At 63.0% G+C, this 14623-nt stretch carries 12 protein-coding genes and 2 pseudogenes; 13 read left to right on the top strand and 1 reads right to left on the bottom strand.

Annotation, left to right across the window (positions count from 1 at the left end; genetic code table 11):
- The first annotated feature begins 72 nt into the window (after nucleotides 1-72).
- The 9 genes from AC1MEE_RS13765 to AC1MEE_RS13725 all read left to right on the top strand — a co-directional run bounded on the left by AC1MEE_RS13765 (nucleotide 73) and on the right by AC1MEE_RS13725 (nucleotide 9565).
- The gene (locus AC1MEE_RS13765; protein ID WP_480415872.1) at nucleotides 73-1104 is read left to right on the top strand and encodes an ABC transporter substrate-binding protein; all 1032 of its coding nucleotides are present in this window, start codon (nucleotides 73-75) and stop codon (nucleotides 1102-1104) included.
- Between the two features lie 99 nt (nucleotides 1105-1203).
- Nucleotides 1204-2286, top strand: a complete 1083-nt coding sequence (locus tag AC1MEE_RS13760; protein WP_480415871.1) for an ABC transporter ATP-binding protein — start codon at nucleotides 1204-1206, stop codon at nucleotides 2284-2286.
- A complete protein-coding gene (locus AC1MEE_RS13755) occupies nucleotides 2283-3170 on the top strand; it encodes an ABC transporter permease (protein ID WP_480415870.1) in 888 nt (295 codons plus the stop codon). The genes AC1MEE_RS13760 and AC1MEE_RS13755 overlap by 4 nt, the downstream gene beginning before the upstream one ends.
- Nucleotides 3171-3174: 4 nt before the next feature.
- Nucleotides 3175-3993, top strand: a complete 819-nt coding sequence (locus tag AC1MEE_RS13750) for an ABC transporter permease (RefSeq protein ID WP_480415869.1) — start codon at nucleotides 3175-3177, stop codon at nucleotides 3991-3993.
- Nucleotides 3990-5468 carry a 2Fe-2S iron-sulfur cluster-binding protein gene (locus tag AC1MEE_RS13745; protein WP_480415868.1) on the top strand — a complete coding sequence of 493 codons (1479 nt, stop codon included), beginning with the start codon at nucleotides 3990-3992 and terminating at the stop codon, nucleotides 5466-5468. The genes AC1MEE_RS13750 and AC1MEE_RS13745 overlap by 4 nt, the downstream gene beginning before the upstream one ends.
- On the top strand, nucleotides 5465-6634 hold the full coding sequence (locus AC1MEE_RS13740) for an NAD(P)/FAD-dependent oxidoreductase (protein WP_480415867.1): 1170 nt from the start codon (nucleotides 5465-5467) through the stop codon (nucleotides 6632-6634). The genes AC1MEE_RS13745 and AC1MEE_RS13740 overlap by 4 nt, the downstream gene beginning before the upstream one ends.
- 87 nt (nucleotides 6635-6721) lie before the next feature.
- On the top strand, nucleotides 6722-7516 hold the full coding sequence (locus AC1MEE_RS13735; RefSeq protein WP_480415866.1) for an IclR family transcriptional regulator: 795 nt from the start codon (nucleotides 6722-6724) through the stop codon (nucleotides 7514-7516).
- Between the two features lie 153 nt (nucleotides 7517-7669).
- Nucleotides 7670-8029 (top strand): RidA family protein, encoded by a 360-nt coding sequence (locus tag AC1MEE_RS13730; protein WP_480415865.1) that lies wholly within the window; start codon nucleotides 7670-7672, stop codon nucleotides 8027-8029.
- 45 nt (nucleotides 8030-8074) lie between these two features.
- The gene (locus tag AC1MEE_RS13725; RefSeq protein ID WP_480415864.1) at nucleotides 8075-9565 is read left to right on the top strand and encodes a CoA-acylating methylmalonate-semialdehyde dehydrogenase; all 1491 of its coding nucleotides are present in this window, start codon (nucleotides 8075-8077) and stop codon (nucleotides 9563-9565) included.
- A gap of 316 nt (nucleotides 9566-9881) precedes the next feature.
- Here the strand turns inward: AC1MEE_RS13725 and AC1MEE_RS13720 are convergent.
- Nucleotides 9882-10106 (bottom strand): annotated as a pseudogene (locus AC1MEE_RS13720) (IS5/IS1182 family transposase); the annotation flags it as partial.
- 572 nt (nucleotides 10107-10678) lie between these two features.
- On the opposite strand from AC1MEE_RS13720, the gene AC1MEE_RS13715 reads away from it, so the two are divergent.
- From AC1MEE_RS13715 to AC1MEE_RS13700, 4 genes and pseudogenes are all read left to right on the top strand, one after another.
- Nucleotides 10679-11812 carry a methyl-accepting chemotaxis protein gene (locus AC1MEE_RS13715; RefSeq protein WP_480415863.1) on the top strand — a complete coding sequence of 378 codons (1134 nt, stop codon included), beginning with the start codon at nucleotides 10679-10681 and terminating at the stop codon, nucleotides 11810-11812.
- 5 nt (nucleotides 11813-11817) lie between these two features.
- The gene (locus AC1MEE_RS13710) at nucleotides 11818-12672 is read left to right on the top strand and encodes a nitrate- and nitrite sensing domain-containing protein (RefSeq protein WP_480415862.1); all 855 of its coding nucleotides are present in this window, start codon (nucleotides 11818-11820) and stop codon (nucleotides 12670-12672) included.
- Between the two features lie 10 nt (nucleotides 12673-12682).
- Nucleotides 12683-13960, top strand: coding sequence for an EAL domain-containing protein (locus AC1MEE_RS13705; RefSeq protein WP_480415861.1), 1278 nt, complete (start codon nucleotides 12683-12685; stop codon nucleotides 13958-13960).
- Nucleotides 13961-14078: 118 nt separating this feature from the next.
- Nucleotides 14079-14525: pseudogene (locus tag AC1MEE_RS13700) on the top strand (plasmid pRiA4b ORF-3 family protein); the annotation flags it as partial.
- Nucleotides 14526-14623: the final 98 nt, after the last annotated feature.

Raw genomic sequence — 14623 nt, 5'->3', positions numbered from 1 at the left:
TCGATTGGAGGGCAGGACGCCCGTGTTTCAGCTGTTGCCTGTCCTTTGACAACGACCCAGGGAATACAACCAATGCAGATCACCACCAGCACCAAAACCATCAGCGCCTTGACGCTTTCACTGCTGTGCCTCGGCACGGCCCACGCGGCCCCGAGCGTGACCTTCGCTGGCTGGGGAGGAGCCCTGCAGGATGCCGAGCGCAAGGCCTACCTGGAACCCGCGGCCAAGGCCCTGGGTGTGACCATCAAGGAGGACAACATGGACGGCCTGGCCGCCGTGCGCGCCCAGGTCCTGTCCGGCAAGCCACAGTGGGATGTGGTGGAGCTGGCGTCCAACGATTGCGTGCTGGCCGAGCGTCAGGGCCTGACCGAACCCCTGGATTTCTCGGTGATCGACACCCATGGCGTGGCCCAGTCGCTGTATGGCAAGAACTGGATCGCCAGCAATGCCTATTCAACGGTCATGGCCTGGGCCACCGATACCGGCAAGGCGGTGCCGAAGAACTGGAAGGAGTTTTTCGATCCCAACCTCAAGGGTTCCCGCTCCCTCTATCGGCAGCCTTTCACCACCCTCGAACTGGCGCTGATGGCCGATGGCGTGGCGCCGAAGAATCTCTACCCGCTGGATGTGGAGCGGGCGTTCAAGGTCCTGGGAAAAATCAAGCCGCAAGTGGTCAACTGGTGGGCCAGCGGCAGTGACTCGGCGCAGCTGTTACGCAGCCGTGAAGTGGACTTCCTGTCGATCTGGGCCTCGCGGGTCAATGAGCTGAAGCAGGGCGGCGACGCGGTCGATTACACCTATAACCAGGCGCTGCTGGACTACGATTGCGTAGTGGTGCCCAAGGGCGCGCCGAACAAGGCGCTGGCGATGAAGTTGATCGGCCAGATCATGTCCGCCGAAAGCCAGGCGCGGCTGGTCATGCTGATCCCCAACCCGCCGATCAACAGCAAGGCCTACGACACCGGGATCATCCCGCCGGAGATGGCCGCCAAGCTGCCCACGGCCCCGGCCAATATCGACAAGGTGGCCATGTTCAACCCGGTCTGGTGGGTGGACAATCAGGCCGAGCTGCAACGCCGTTTCGACCTGTTCATCCAGAACTGATTCATGCTCGACTCCCTGGCGGCTTAGGCATCCAGGGAGGCTGCGGGCCGCCCCTGGGGTGGCCCTGGAGTTGAGCCTTTACCTTGCGCTGAGTTGACTATGTCCCTAGAAAAAAGCCAGTCGATCGCCATCGACATCGAGCGATTGACCAAGACCTACGGTGCGTTCGCCGCCCTGGACGATGTGTCGTTGAACATCCGCAGCGGTGAGTTCATTTCTCTGCTGGGCTCCTCCGGGTCGGGCAAGACCACCTTGCTCATGGCTCTGGCGGGGTTTGTCCAGCCCGACAGCGGCAGCATCCGTTTCGGCGGCCGCGAGATGGTCTTCGAGCCGCCGCACAAGCGCGACGTGGGCATGATGTTCCAGAACTACGCGCTGTTCCCCCACATGAACGTGTTCCAAAACGTGGCCTATCCGCTGAAACTGCGCGGCTATAAACGGGAGGAAATCCGCCGCCGGGTGCATGAGGTCCTGGCCACCGTAGAGCTGGATCACCTGGTGGAACGACGCATCGACGAGATGTCCGGCGGCCAGCGCCAGCGCATCGCCCTGGCCCGGGCGATTGTCTTCGAACCGAAGATCCTGCTGATGGACGAACCGCTGTCGGCCCTGGACAAGCGCTTGCGGGAAACCATGCAACTGGAGATTCGCCGTCTGCACGAGCGCCTGGGCATGACCGTGGTCTATGTGACCCACGATCAGCGCGAAGCCCTGACCCTGTCCGACCGTATTGCGGTGATGACCAAGGGGCGGATCCAGCAGATCGACACACCGCAGAATCTCTATGAGCGTCCGGCCAACCGCTTTATCGCCGAGTTTGTCGGTGAGTCCTCCTGCCTGCCGGTGCAGATCCGCGACGGTGCGGTCTGGCTCGGCGAGGTGGCCCTGCAATGTCCGCCGCCCCGTGGCGCGCTGTGCAACCCGAACCTGGTGGTGCGCCCGGAGAAGCTGCAATTCATCGGCGCCGATAGCGAAGGCTTCAACGGTTTGCAGGGCCGGGTCCGGGATGTGATTTACCAGGGCGACAGCCAGCTGATCCAGATCACCCTGGAGCAGGGCGCGGAAGTGTCGATCCGCCGGCCGACCCGCAGTTCGGATGTGGAGCGCCTGCCGCTGCGCGGTGAAAGCGTGCGCCTGGGCCTGCACCCGATGGATACCCTGGTGGTGGGGGACGCGCCATGAACCTTGCCCTGAGCCCAACCGAGGCGCCCCATCGCCAGCAGTTGCAGCGCGCCAGCCGGCGCCATGGCTGGTGGCTGCTGAGCCCGGGCCTGCCGGCTTTGCTCCTGGTGCTGGTGACCTTCGTGCTGCCGATCGGCTGGCTGTTCGGCTTGTCGCTGTTCGATGCCGAAGGCCAGTGGACCACCGAGAACTACAGCCGTTTGCTGCAGCCGATCTATACCCTGGCGTTCAGCCAGACCTTCAGCGTGAGTTTTATCGTCACCGCGATCTGCGTGGTGATTGGCTACCCTTACGCCTATTGCATGGTGCATGGCCCGCGAATGCTCGCCAACCTGGCCATGGCGCTGTTGCTGGTGTCCCTGTGGACGTCGCTGCTGGTGCGCACCTATGCCTGGCTGGTGATCCTGCAACGGCGTGGACTGGTCAATGAAATGCTAGCCGGCCTTGGACTGATCGACACGCCCCTGGCCCTGGTGCACAACCTCACCGGCACGGTGATCGGTATGACCCACATCATGCTGCCGTACATGATCCTGCCGCTTTACGCAGCGATGAAGAGCATCAACCCGATCTACCAGCAGGCCGCCGCGACCTTCGGCGCCTCGCCGGCCCGGGCCTTTCGTGATGTGTTCCTGCCGTTATCGCTGCCGGGCCTGACTGCCGGCGCGACCCTGGTGTTCGTCCTCAGTCTGGGCTTCTACGTGACCCCGGCACTGTTGGGTGGCGGCAAGGTGCAGATGCTGTCGATGCGCATCGAAAGCGATGTGTCGATGTACGCCAACTGGGGCGCGGCCTCGTCCCTGGGGGTGATTCTGTTGCTGGCGACCCTGGCCCTGATGTACCTGGTCAAGAAGGTCGCCGGCCTTCGTCAGCGGAGTGAGTGAAGCCATGTCCCGTTTAACCCGAAACCTGGTCCGCGAAGCCAAGCGCAGCTGGCTCTACTTGTTCATGTTGCTGGCGATGGTGTTCCTGATCGCGCCGACCCTGATCGTGCTGCCGATGTCGCTGTCGGATGCGCGCTACCTGAGCTTCCCGCCCAAGTCCCTGGGCTGGCAGTCGTACCTCAACTACTTCGGCTCCCTGGAGTGGCAGAGCGCGACCCGTGTCTCGCTGTTCACCGCGACTCTGACCATGCTCATCGCCACCAGCCTGGGCACGGCGGCGGCCTACGCGCTGCATGTCAGCGGCAAGCGCTTCACCGCAGTGCTGCGCGGGTTGATGCTGGCGCCGATGATCGTGCCGGTGATTTTCACCGCAATCGGCCTGTTCTTCGTCTATGCGCGGCTGGAGCTGAACAACACCATCCCCGGCCTGGTGCTGGCCCACACCCTGGTGGCGTTGCCCTACGTGATCATCAACGTCGAGGCTGGCCTGCGTTCCTATGACATGACGCAGGAGCACGCGGCGTGCATTCTCGGCGCCACCCGGTTACGGGCGTTCTTTGACGTGACCTTGCCGCAGATCCGCTTCTCGGTGATCGGCGCGGCGATGTTCGCCTTCGCCGTGTCCCTGGATGAGGCGGTGATCTCGCTGTTTATCAGCGGCGGCGACACCTCGACCCTGACCCGCAAGATGTTCAGCTCGCTGCGTTCGGAAATCGATCCGGTGATCGCCGTGGTGGCGACGCTGATGACCTTGCTGTCGATCATCATGTTGGCCATCAGCCTGACCGCCCAGAGCCGGGCGAAAAAGAGGGCGCTGCAATGAGTCGTCCGGGGTTGCGCCTGGCCCATGGCGCGCAGCAGAAGGTGGAGTTCTTCTGGAACGGTCGCGCGCTGCAAGGTCGCGTGGGCGAGCATGTGGCGGCGGCGCTGCTGGCCAACGGCATTCGCACCCTGGCCTGGAGCCGCAAGTCCCACCGGCCCATGGGCCTGTCGGGCAACTATGTGAACGGCGTGCTGGCACGGGTCGACGGTCTGCCCAACGTGCGCCTGGACCAGGTCCAGGTGCGGGCGGGCATGCAGGTTGAAATGCAGAACTGCTGGCCCAGCGCCGGCTTCGATGTGCTGCGTCTGGCGCGCTGGATTCCCTCGGGCTGGATTCAAGGCGGCTTCGAACACACCAATCTGATTCCCAGCGGCAACCGGCTGTTCCAGTACTGGGAAGCATTACTGGCCTTTCTTGCGGGTGTGGCGCGGCCGGCTGATCGGGATCGGGTGGCCGCGCTGGCGCTGCCCGAAGGCCAGGCCCTGAGTTGTGAACTACTGGTGATCGGCGCTGGCCCCGCCGGTTGCGCGGCGGCCAATGCGGCGGCGGAGCAGGGGCGGGATGTGCTGCTGGTGTCTCGCGGGGATCGCCCGGCGCGTTTGCTGCAGGCGGCCGGACATCGGGCACCGCAGGTCTCGGCCAAGGTTCGCACGCTGTATGGCGTGGAGATCTTCGGCGCCTATCGTGACGGCGACTTGCTGCTGGGCGCGCCCCAGAATCCGACCCAGGGCGCCGTGGCCCTGAGCGCCGAGCAGGTGCTGCTGGCCACTGGCAGCCGCAGCTGCCCGCCGCTGGTGCCCGGCGCCTGGCTGCCCGGGGTGATGGACGCCCGTTGCGCCCTGGCCCTGGCCCATGACTGCGCAGTGGCGCCCGGTAGCGCGGTGGTGGTGGCGGGCAATGGCGAAGAGACCCAGGTTGCCGAGCGGTTGCGGCAGCTCGGGGTGACCGTGGCGGCGGTCAAGAGCCTGAGCGGCTTGCGGCGCATCGACGGGCAGCAGCGGGTGGAACGTGTGGAGTTCGCCGAGTCGATCGTCTGTGATGCGCTGGTGCATGTCGGCCCCTGGTTGCAGGAGGCCAGCCTGGCGTTTCAGAGCGCGGCCCACGGCCTAGGCCAGTTGCGTGCCGGCCGCAGTCGCTTTGAGTCTGTCGGCACCGCCGCTCGCGAGGACCAGGCGCTGCCGGTCAGCGACCTTGAACCGCTGTTGCTATGCCCGTGCATGGACGTGTCCGGCGCGGAAGTCGCGGCCCTGATCGACGAAGGCATTGTCGACCTGGAAGTGATCAAGCGCCTGACCTCCTGTGGCATGGGACCGTGTCAGGGACAACCCTGCTGGGATGCCTTGCGTGCTTTTGTCAGCGCCCGCAGCGGTCTACCTTTGCGGGAACTGGCGCGACCAACCCTGCGTCCCCCCCGGCGCAGCCTGACCGTGGCCCAGGCTGCGGGGTTGGTGGACGTAGTGGAGCCATTGCAATGAACGGATCAATGGAGTTACCACGCCAGGCAGCGGTGGTAATTGTCGGCGGCGGCATTCAGGGCCTGGCGCTGGCGTTCAACCTTGCCGAGCTCAAGGTCAGGGACATCCTGGTGCTGGATGCCGGCTACTGGCAGGGCGGTGCTTCCGGGCGCAACGGCACGCTGATTCGCGGCGCCTTCAGCTCCCCGGAGTGGACGCGCTTTTTCGCCCACTCCAACCGCCTGTGGCTGGGGCTGTCCAGGCGCCTGGGGCAGAACGTGATGTTCTCCCGGCGCGGCTACACCATGGTCGGCGAGCGTGAAGTCACCGCGCAGTTGTTGCAGCGTACCTTGCAGGTGCACCGCGACTGCGGCATCGACTCGGAAATGCTCAGCCCGAGCCGCTTGCGCAAAGTGCTGCCGGCCCTGGCCCACGAGCGGGTCAGTGCGGCGTTGCACCTGCCCGACAGCGGCGTGGCGCCCCATCACGCAGCAATGCACGCTTACCTCAAGGCCTGCCAGGCCCGGGGTGTGGATGTGCGCTATCGCACCGAGGTTACCGCCATTGACCAGCGCGACGGCCAGGTCGACGGGGTCTGGGTCGGCCAGCAGCGGATTGCCTGCGATACCCTGATCCTGGCCGGCGGCGCTCAGAGCAATGCCCTGGCGGACATGGCCGGCGTGCCGCTGGAGGGCTACCCCATGCGTCTGGAAGCCATGGCCCTGGAACCGACCCGGGCGCTGATCGGCCCGGCCGTGGCCTTGCTTGATCGTCTTTGCTACCTGCACCAGACCGCCCGTGGCGAAGTTGTGGGCGGCGCCGAAGTCGCCGAGCGCCCGCAAGTAAGCCTTGGCGCCGATGTTCCGGTGATGGCTGCCACGGCCAAGGCCTACGCCGAGATGTTCCCCCAACTGGGGGCGGCGCGGATCCTCCGCCAATGGGCCGGGTTGGTGCATATCTCCAAGGACTTCGGGCCCTTGCTCGGCGCCCATCCGCAGCTGCGCGGCCTGCATTTGAGCGCCGGCTGGTGCTACGGCCACGCCGGTGCGCCGGCGGCGGGGGAGTTATTGGCCAAGGCCCTGGTCAGTGGCGTGGTGGACGAGCGCATGCGGCCGTTTGCGGTCGACCGTTTTCAACGCAATTGCCCGGTGCTGGAGCCGGGAATTGTCCTGAGCCACTTCGAATGAACACCGACAGCCAGTATCCTGCACACTGTCCGGCTTTTGCCTGTGCTCCAGGCGCGGCAGTCACACTCAATAAGGATTTGTTGTCCGATGACCACACCTGAAGAATCCCCGCTGTTCGTCACTGCGCTGTCCAAGGGGCTGGCCATTATCGCGATCTTTCGTGCCGGGCAGCCGAGCATGAGCCCGGCGGAAATCGCCGAAGCCACGGGGCTCAACAAGAGCACGGTGCAGCGCTCGCTGTTTACCCTTGAAACCCTGGGCTACCTGTGCAAGGAACCGGACACCAAGCGCTACCGCTTGACCCCCATGTCCCTGGACCTGGGCACCGGCTACTTGCAGACCAGTGACCTGATCGAGCGTGCCAACCCCTATCTGCATGAGCTCAACCGCGACATCGAGGAGAGCTGCAACCTTCTGGAACCCTGCGGCCTGGACATGCTCTACGTGGCGCGCTTTCCCAGCCACAAGCAGATATCCCTGCATATTCCCCTGGGCCGGCGTTTGCCCATGTACTGCACCGCGGCCGGGCGCGCCTACCTGTCGGCGCTGCCGGCGGCGGAGTCCAGCGCGATTCTCGAACAGTCCAACCGCCAGGCCTACACCGCCAACACTGTCACCGACCTTGAGCAACTGCGCGGGGTGATCGAGCAGGCCCGCAACGATGGCTACGCCTACGCCAACGAGGAGTACTACGCCGGCGATATCAGCGTCGCGGCGGCGGTGGTGAATGCCGCCGGTTACCCCTTGGGCTCGGTCAACGTGGCGGTGCCGTTCAGTCGCTGGAGCCTGGAGGATGCCCGCCGTGAACTGGCGCCCAAGGTGATCAATGCCGCCCGGGCGATTTCCAGCGCGGCCCGCAGCCTGCGCCGCATACCCGGTTGAACCCGCGGCCCGCCCGGGGCCGCGTTGCATGAACCTGTGATTTGAGTTTGGCGAGCGGGGGCGATTTTTCGCCTCCACGGGCTTCGTTTGCCCGCGATTCCTTGAAACCGGCCGAATGCCTCGGCCTGCACTGTCCCTTGAAGAGAGGTTTACATGACCATCAAACGCTACCAGCCCAACGGCAAACGCCTCAGCCACGCGGTGGAATACAACGGCATTGTCTACGTCACTGGCCAGGTCGCCAGCGACCGCAGCCAGGACGTTCACGGTCAGACCCAGCAGGTACTGGCGCGCATCGACGAACTGCTGGCCGAGGCCGGCAGCGACAAGAGTCGGATCCTCTTTGCCCAGGTCTGGCTCAAGCACGCGGTCAAGGATTTTGCCCAGATGAACAGCGCCTGGGACGCCTGGGTGCCGGAAGACGCGCTGCCGGCCCGGGCCACGGTGGAGTCGAGCCTGGCCGCCGAGAACATCCTGGTCGAGATCGCCGTTCAGGCAGCTCTCAGCCGTTAATTTTCCGGGCGCCACGGCGCCCGCGCCACCGAGGTTGCAAGCAGCATGAGCATCGAACATTTGATCAATGGCCAATTTCAGGCCGGGGGCACGCGCCAGGTTGCGGTCTTCAATCCGTCCACGGGTGCCACCATCGCCCAATTGACCCTGGCCGACAGTGCCACCGTGCAGCTGGCCATCGACGCCGCCACTGCGGCTTTTCCTGCGTGGCGCAATACGCCGCCGGCCAAGCGCGCCCAGGTGCTGTTCCGCTTCAAGCAGTTGCTGGAAGAGAACCAGGAGCGCATCGCCCAATTGATCAGTCTGGAACACGGCAAGACCCTGGAGGACGCCCTGGGCGAACTCAAACGCGGTATCGAGAACGTCGAATACGCTTGCGCCGCGCCGGAGCTGCTCAAGGGCGAGTACAGCCGCAATGCCGGCCCGGCCATCGATTGCTGGTCGGACTTCCAGCCCCTGGGTGTAGTGGCCGGGATCACCCCGTTCAATTTTCCCGCCATGGTGCCGTTGTGGATGTATCCGCTGGCGATCGCCTGCGGCAACTGCTTCATCCTCAAGCCCTCGGAGCGCGACCCCAGCTCGACCCTGCTGATTGCCCGGTTGTTCAACGAGGCCGGGCTGCCCAAGGGTGTGCTCAACGTGGTGCACGGTGACAAGGAGGCGGTGGACGCGCTGATTCAGGCACCGGAAGTCAAAGCCCTGAGCTTTGTCGGCTCGACACCGGTCGCCGAGTACATCTATGCCGAATGCAGCAAGCGCGGCAAGCGTGTGCAAGCCCTGGGCGGGGCCAAGAACCATGCCGTGGTGATGCCTGATGCGGACCTGGACAACGCGGTCAACGCCCTGATGGGCGCGGCGTTCGGTTCATGTGGCGAGCGCTGCATGGCGATCTCGGTGGCGGTGTGTGTCGGTGATCAAGTCGCCGATGCTCTGGTCCAGCGCCTGCTGCCGCAGATCGCCGCGCTCAAGGTCGGGCCAGGAACTTCGGCCGGGCTGGACATGGGGCCGCTGGTGACCGCCGCGCACCTGACAAAGGTCAGCGGCTACGTGGCGGAAGGGGTGACGGCGGGCGCCGAGTTGCTGGCCGATGGTCGCAGGCTGCAAGTCCCGGGGCATGAACAGGGCTTCTTTATCGGTGGCTGCCTGTTCGACCGGGTCACGCCGCAGATGAGCATCTACACCGACGAGATCTTCGGCCCGGTGTTGTGCGTGATGCGGGTTGACAGCCTGGAGCAGGGTATCGCTCTGATCAATGCTCACGAGTATGGCAATGGCACCTGTATCTTCACCCGTGACGGTGAGTCGGCGCGGCTGTTCGCCGATCAGATCGAGGTGGGCATGGTCGGCATCAACGTGGCCCTGCCGGTGCCGGTGGCGTATCACAGCTTTGGCGGCTGGAAGCGTTCACTGTTCGGTGACTTGCATGCCTACGGCCCCGATGGCGTGCGCTTTTATACCCGCCGCAAGGCCATCACCCAACGCTGGCCAAAAGGCTCGAGCCGTGAAGCTACGCAGTTTGCTTTTCCAAGTTTGTAACTTCTGAACCAGAAAATAAGGAGATCCTGGAGGCCCTATGTCGGGGCGTCTGGGACGACCTGAGTCTAACTGCCCTCGAATTGTTAGAGCAATGCTAACGAAAATGTAACTTTAGAATGGTTATAGGTGGGGCGTTTCAAGGCCAATAAAGGGCGATTTTCGGCCAAGCGTCCGCCCGTACAAGACCTGCTCGTACTTGACCAAAAAGTGATTGAATCTGGCTAAAAACGATGCTTTATAAACTTGATGTGAACGAGCGTCGGTGCCATCGTTGTGTATCAAGCGCCACCAGATGGATGGCGCCCTCAACCACGAGGATGGCGCTATACAGGGGGCGCAAGTCCTGCCGCTCCACGTAACCCCACACCAGCCACGCCGGGTGATCTTCCGCGAGCAGGCTCTCCAGATCGCAGGGGTGTAGCTCCAACTGGTCCCGGCTCGGACGCAGTACGCGCGAGCTGGCGTTGGGCGACTCCATCGGTGCCGATACCACGACCGGAACCGTAAGATCCTCGAACAATTCTCCATTGCTTGCCGACATCGTCACCCCCAAAAAACCGAGGTGGCTCTTTTCGCCTGACTGCGAGAGAAATTGGTTTTTTCACAGCATCTCCGGCCTGGAAGCGGTGATGGAAAATCCCCAAGCCCGCGAGCTGGGCGCACGGTAACCAACGAACTGTCGGGTTTTCGAAGCCGCCTTGTCACTCGCAAGCACGGCGAGTGATCTGTTGCCTTCATGGTGCGCCGACAGCCACTTTGAAAAGAGCATGTCCCGGTTATGGGTTGAAACGTGCAGGTCAGCCAGGTGATGCCTGGGACGCGATAATGCGCAGGGTGGGTCGGGCCGCGCAGGTTAGTGGTGCAGAGCAAGGTCTGAAAATCAACTGCGGAATTGCTGCGCCGCGTAACCCACCGCTACAAAAGCTGCGCGCAACACGACAGTGGGTCAGATCCTTTGAAAACCGCCGAGAACCTATGGCATCACTCTTGCTATCTAACAAATCACATCAGCAGGATTCGCTCCTGCAAGGCAATGGCGCCTGAACCCGCTGCAGATATTTTGCAGAGGCTTCAGGCGTTTTTTTTTGGCTACCGCATTGGAGATTCAGACACATGAAGTGGCTCACTTACCCTGCGTTCTTGCTGCTGCGCGAACTGGGCATCGTCGGCATGATCCGCACGCTGTTGGCGATTAGCCTGGCGGGCGGCGCCACCACCCTGGCCGCTGCGACGCTGCCAACAGGGCTGCTGTGGGCGGTACTGGCCTACCTGGCCATTGCCAGCCTGTGGCTGCTGTTGCAGGAGATCGGGCAGTTGCAACGCTACTGTGAAGACTCCGCCCAGCATGGCGCCCAGGAGCCAGTCAGCGCTGCCGAGTGGCTGCTGCTGCAGCCGATCAGACGAAGCTTTCAGCAGTGGCTGAACCGCGAACAACGCCAACAACAACTGTTACAGCAGCGTCTGGATGAAATATCCCACTCCTCACACGAACTCGAACAAAGCGCGGCGCTGGTGACCAGCAATGCCGAAGGGCAAAGCGAATCGGCCACTGTCGCCGCAGCGGCGGTAGAACAACTGAATGTGAGCATTTTGCAGGTGGCGGCGCTGGCCGATGAGTCGCGTCAGACCAGCGTCGTGGCCAGCGAACAGTTGGCCGACGGGATCGACCAGCTCACCAATTTGGTGCGGCAGGTGTCCGAGATGGCGCAGCAAGCCATCACCACCAACGAACTGATCCTGCAGCTGAACACCAACTCGCGCACCATCAATGAAATGTCCGGCACCATCCGCGGGATTGCTTCGCAAACCAACCTGCTCGCCCTGAATGCCGCCATCGAAGCGGCCCGCGCAGGTGAGAGCGGCCGTGGCTTCGCCGTGGTGGCCGATGAAGTTCGCCGTTTGGCCTTACACAGCCAGGAGTCGGCGGCAGAAATCAGTCGCAACATCGAATCGGTGCAACAGCACATCAAGGATGCCACGGTGCAGGTGTCCGACTTGACCAATCTGGCGCATCGCAGCGCCGCCAGTTCCGAAACGGTGCGCGCTCTGCTCAATCAGGTGCAACAGCGCACCCTGCAATTGACCGGGCAGGTCGACCAAGTGGCGGTCAGTACCGAACAACAGGGCAAGGCCGTTGCGGAAATCGCCGAACTGGCCGACCGCGTCCGCCAAGGCAATGCCGACAACCTGCAGGCCGCCGATCAGGCGCGATCAATCGCCCACCATCTGGCTCATCTGACGGGGTAATCAGCATGAATGGATTGCACGGACTACCGCTCTTGCTCGCCGCTGCCACCGCCCTGGCCACCCTGATCCTGCTGTTCTATGGCTTGCACCGGCGCCTGCAGCGGCAAAAGCGCCAACATATCCAGTTGAACATTCGCCAGCTGGCCTTGTTGCGTGCACTGATATCCGGGTTTCAGCGCCATCGCGGCCTGAGCAATGGCGTGCTCTGTGGCGATGCCAGCCTGAGTCAGGATCTTGCCACCGCACGCCAGGGGCTGGACCAGCATATCCGTGCGGTCCAGGAGTTCGACAGCACGCACCGGGACGCCTGGAACAGCTTGATCGATCACTGGTCGCGCATGCGCGAAGGGCGCAGTAGCGACCGGGCGAACAATCTGGTGCAGCATCACCTGGTCATTCGCAACAGCATCTTTCTGATGGAGGATGTGGCGAGCGAAATCGATCTGACCGAGGGCCGTGCCGAGCTGGGCTACCTGCCCTGCATCTGGCGCGAGGTAGTCCAGGCAGCAGAATGGGCCGGCCAGGCGCGCGCCCTGGGCACCGGCATCGCGGCGGCCGGTCAGAGCAGCGCCGAGCAGCGCGTGAGGATGCGTTTTCTCTACCAGAAGATCGAGCTGCTGGCCGGCACGGCCTTCGCCACTCTGCAACGCCACGCCACCGATCACCCGCAGGCTGACGTGTTCCGCCTGCAGCATCGCGAACAGGTGGTGGAGGATTTTCTACGCTGCACAAAAGAGGAGCTGCTCGACCAGGAACAACCCGTGATTGCCGCCAAGACCTACTTCCAACGCGCCACCCAAGCCATTGATGAACTGCTGGCCCTGGTGGATGCGGCGCTGGCTCAGCTACACCCCCGCTAAGGAACTGCAGATGCTAAATACCGTCCAGCCGCTGCGCTACGACCACCAGACGCCCGCCTGCCCGCCAGTCCACGGCCTGCCGAGCGACCCCATAGTCGCCACCCGCTATCGTGGCCTGTCACTGACCAGCCATTTCCAGCCGATTTTCAGTATCGCGCATGGCCGGGCGGTGGGCTACGAAGGGCTGATTCGCGCACACCATGCCGATGGCACGGCAGAGCCGCCGGCAACCCTGCTGGCCATGCCGAGTGATAGCAGGGAAAGCCTGGAGCTGGACCGCACCTGCCGGACCTTGCATGTGCATAACTTTGCGCGGCAGGCCACGGGTCAAGCCTGGCTGTTTCTCAATTTGAACTCGCAGCACCTGGTCAGCGTACAACCGGACATTGGTTTTACCCACAACCTGCTGCAGACCACTGGCATTGCGGCGCATCGACTGGTGATAGAGATCATTGAAAGCGAGGTCAGCGATCATGAGCAGTTGAAGCGCTTCATCAGCCATTTCCGCCAGCTGGGCTGCCTGATCGCCATCGATGACTTCGGCGCGGGGCACTCCAACTTCGACCGCATCTGGGATCTGCAACCCGACATCGTCAAGATCGACCGCCGCCTGATCCAGGATGCCGGTCATTCGCGCCGGGTGGAACGGATTCTCACCGGCATCGTCAGCTTGCTGCACGAGGCTGGCAGCCTGGTAGTGGTGGAAGGCGTGGAAACCGAACACGAGGCACTGGTGGCCATTGCGGCCAACGCCGACATGGTTCAGGGCTTCTACTTTGCCAAACCACAGGCCCGCATCGACGCCGAGCAGGGTTTGGCCACTACCTTCGACAGCCTGCTGCGCGGCCAGCAGTGGCAAAGCGTCAAACGCAACGCCGACTTGCAGCACTATGTGCGTGAAATAGAAGGCTTGTTTCAACAGGCCGTGGCGCACTTTGCCGCCAACCAGCAGTTTGACCTGAGCAGCGCTTTGCTCTTCAGCGACCCGCGCACGGTGCGCTGCTATCTGCTCAATGAAGCGGGGTATCAGGTGTCGCGCAATGTCTATGCCCCGCACTACCAACAGCAGCTGAATGCGCGCTTTGCGCCCCTGCTGTGTGGCGACAACGCCAACTGGTCGCACAAGCACTACCACTACCGGGCACTGAAGCAACCAGGGGTCATCCAGATCAGTCGGCCCTATCTGTCGGTGGCGGATTCGCGCATGTGCATCACGCTGTCGCAGACCGTCAAGGTTGGCGGCACGCTCTATGTCTTCTGCTGTGACCTGGATTGGCAGGAACAGTGATGCGCCCGCCCAGAGGGCGAAGCTGGCCGGATGATCTGCGCCTTAATTTCTGTGTAGCGCAACGCCGCAGCGGGCGTTTGGAGGCTGCCGCAGTAGGCGAGAGTCTTTTCACAACGTCTCAGTGATTCAGATCGTAATGGGCTGGGAGGGAGGGCATATGCATGAGTTTGAAATTGCCGGTGAGAATTACGGCATACCCGACCCCGACGGGTGGGGCCCACCCGTGAACTCGGAGGCCCGCAAGACCCTGATCAAAGCGTTGTACGGGAAAAAGACGTTTCGCTACCTCTATGACTTTGGCGATGGTTGGGATCACCGGATCAAAGTCGAAAAGAAACTGCCTGTTGTGGCATGTCCCCGGGTGCCGTATTGCATCGACGGTGCCAATGCTTGCCCACCGGAGGACGTGGGCGGTTGGCCGGGTAATGCCGAATTCCTTGAAACGATGGGAGATCCCAGCCATCCAGAGCATGAAGACATGTTGGAGTGGCACGGCAGTACCTTCGATCCAACGGTTTTTGAATGGGAGCGCGTTAATCAGTGGTTAAAGGAGATTAAGGTCTGAGATGCAAGGCGGTGTAGTTCGGACGGTTACGATGGATGATTATCCGCTAGTGATTGCTCCCTTCTGAACCATCGATCGGTAGTTTGCGCGAACTAATT

It is taken from the genome of Pseudomonas sp. ASL3, assembly GCF_056680425.1.
Note: the sequence above shows the minus strand (reverse complement) of the source record. Positions and strands in the feature narration are given on the sequence as shown.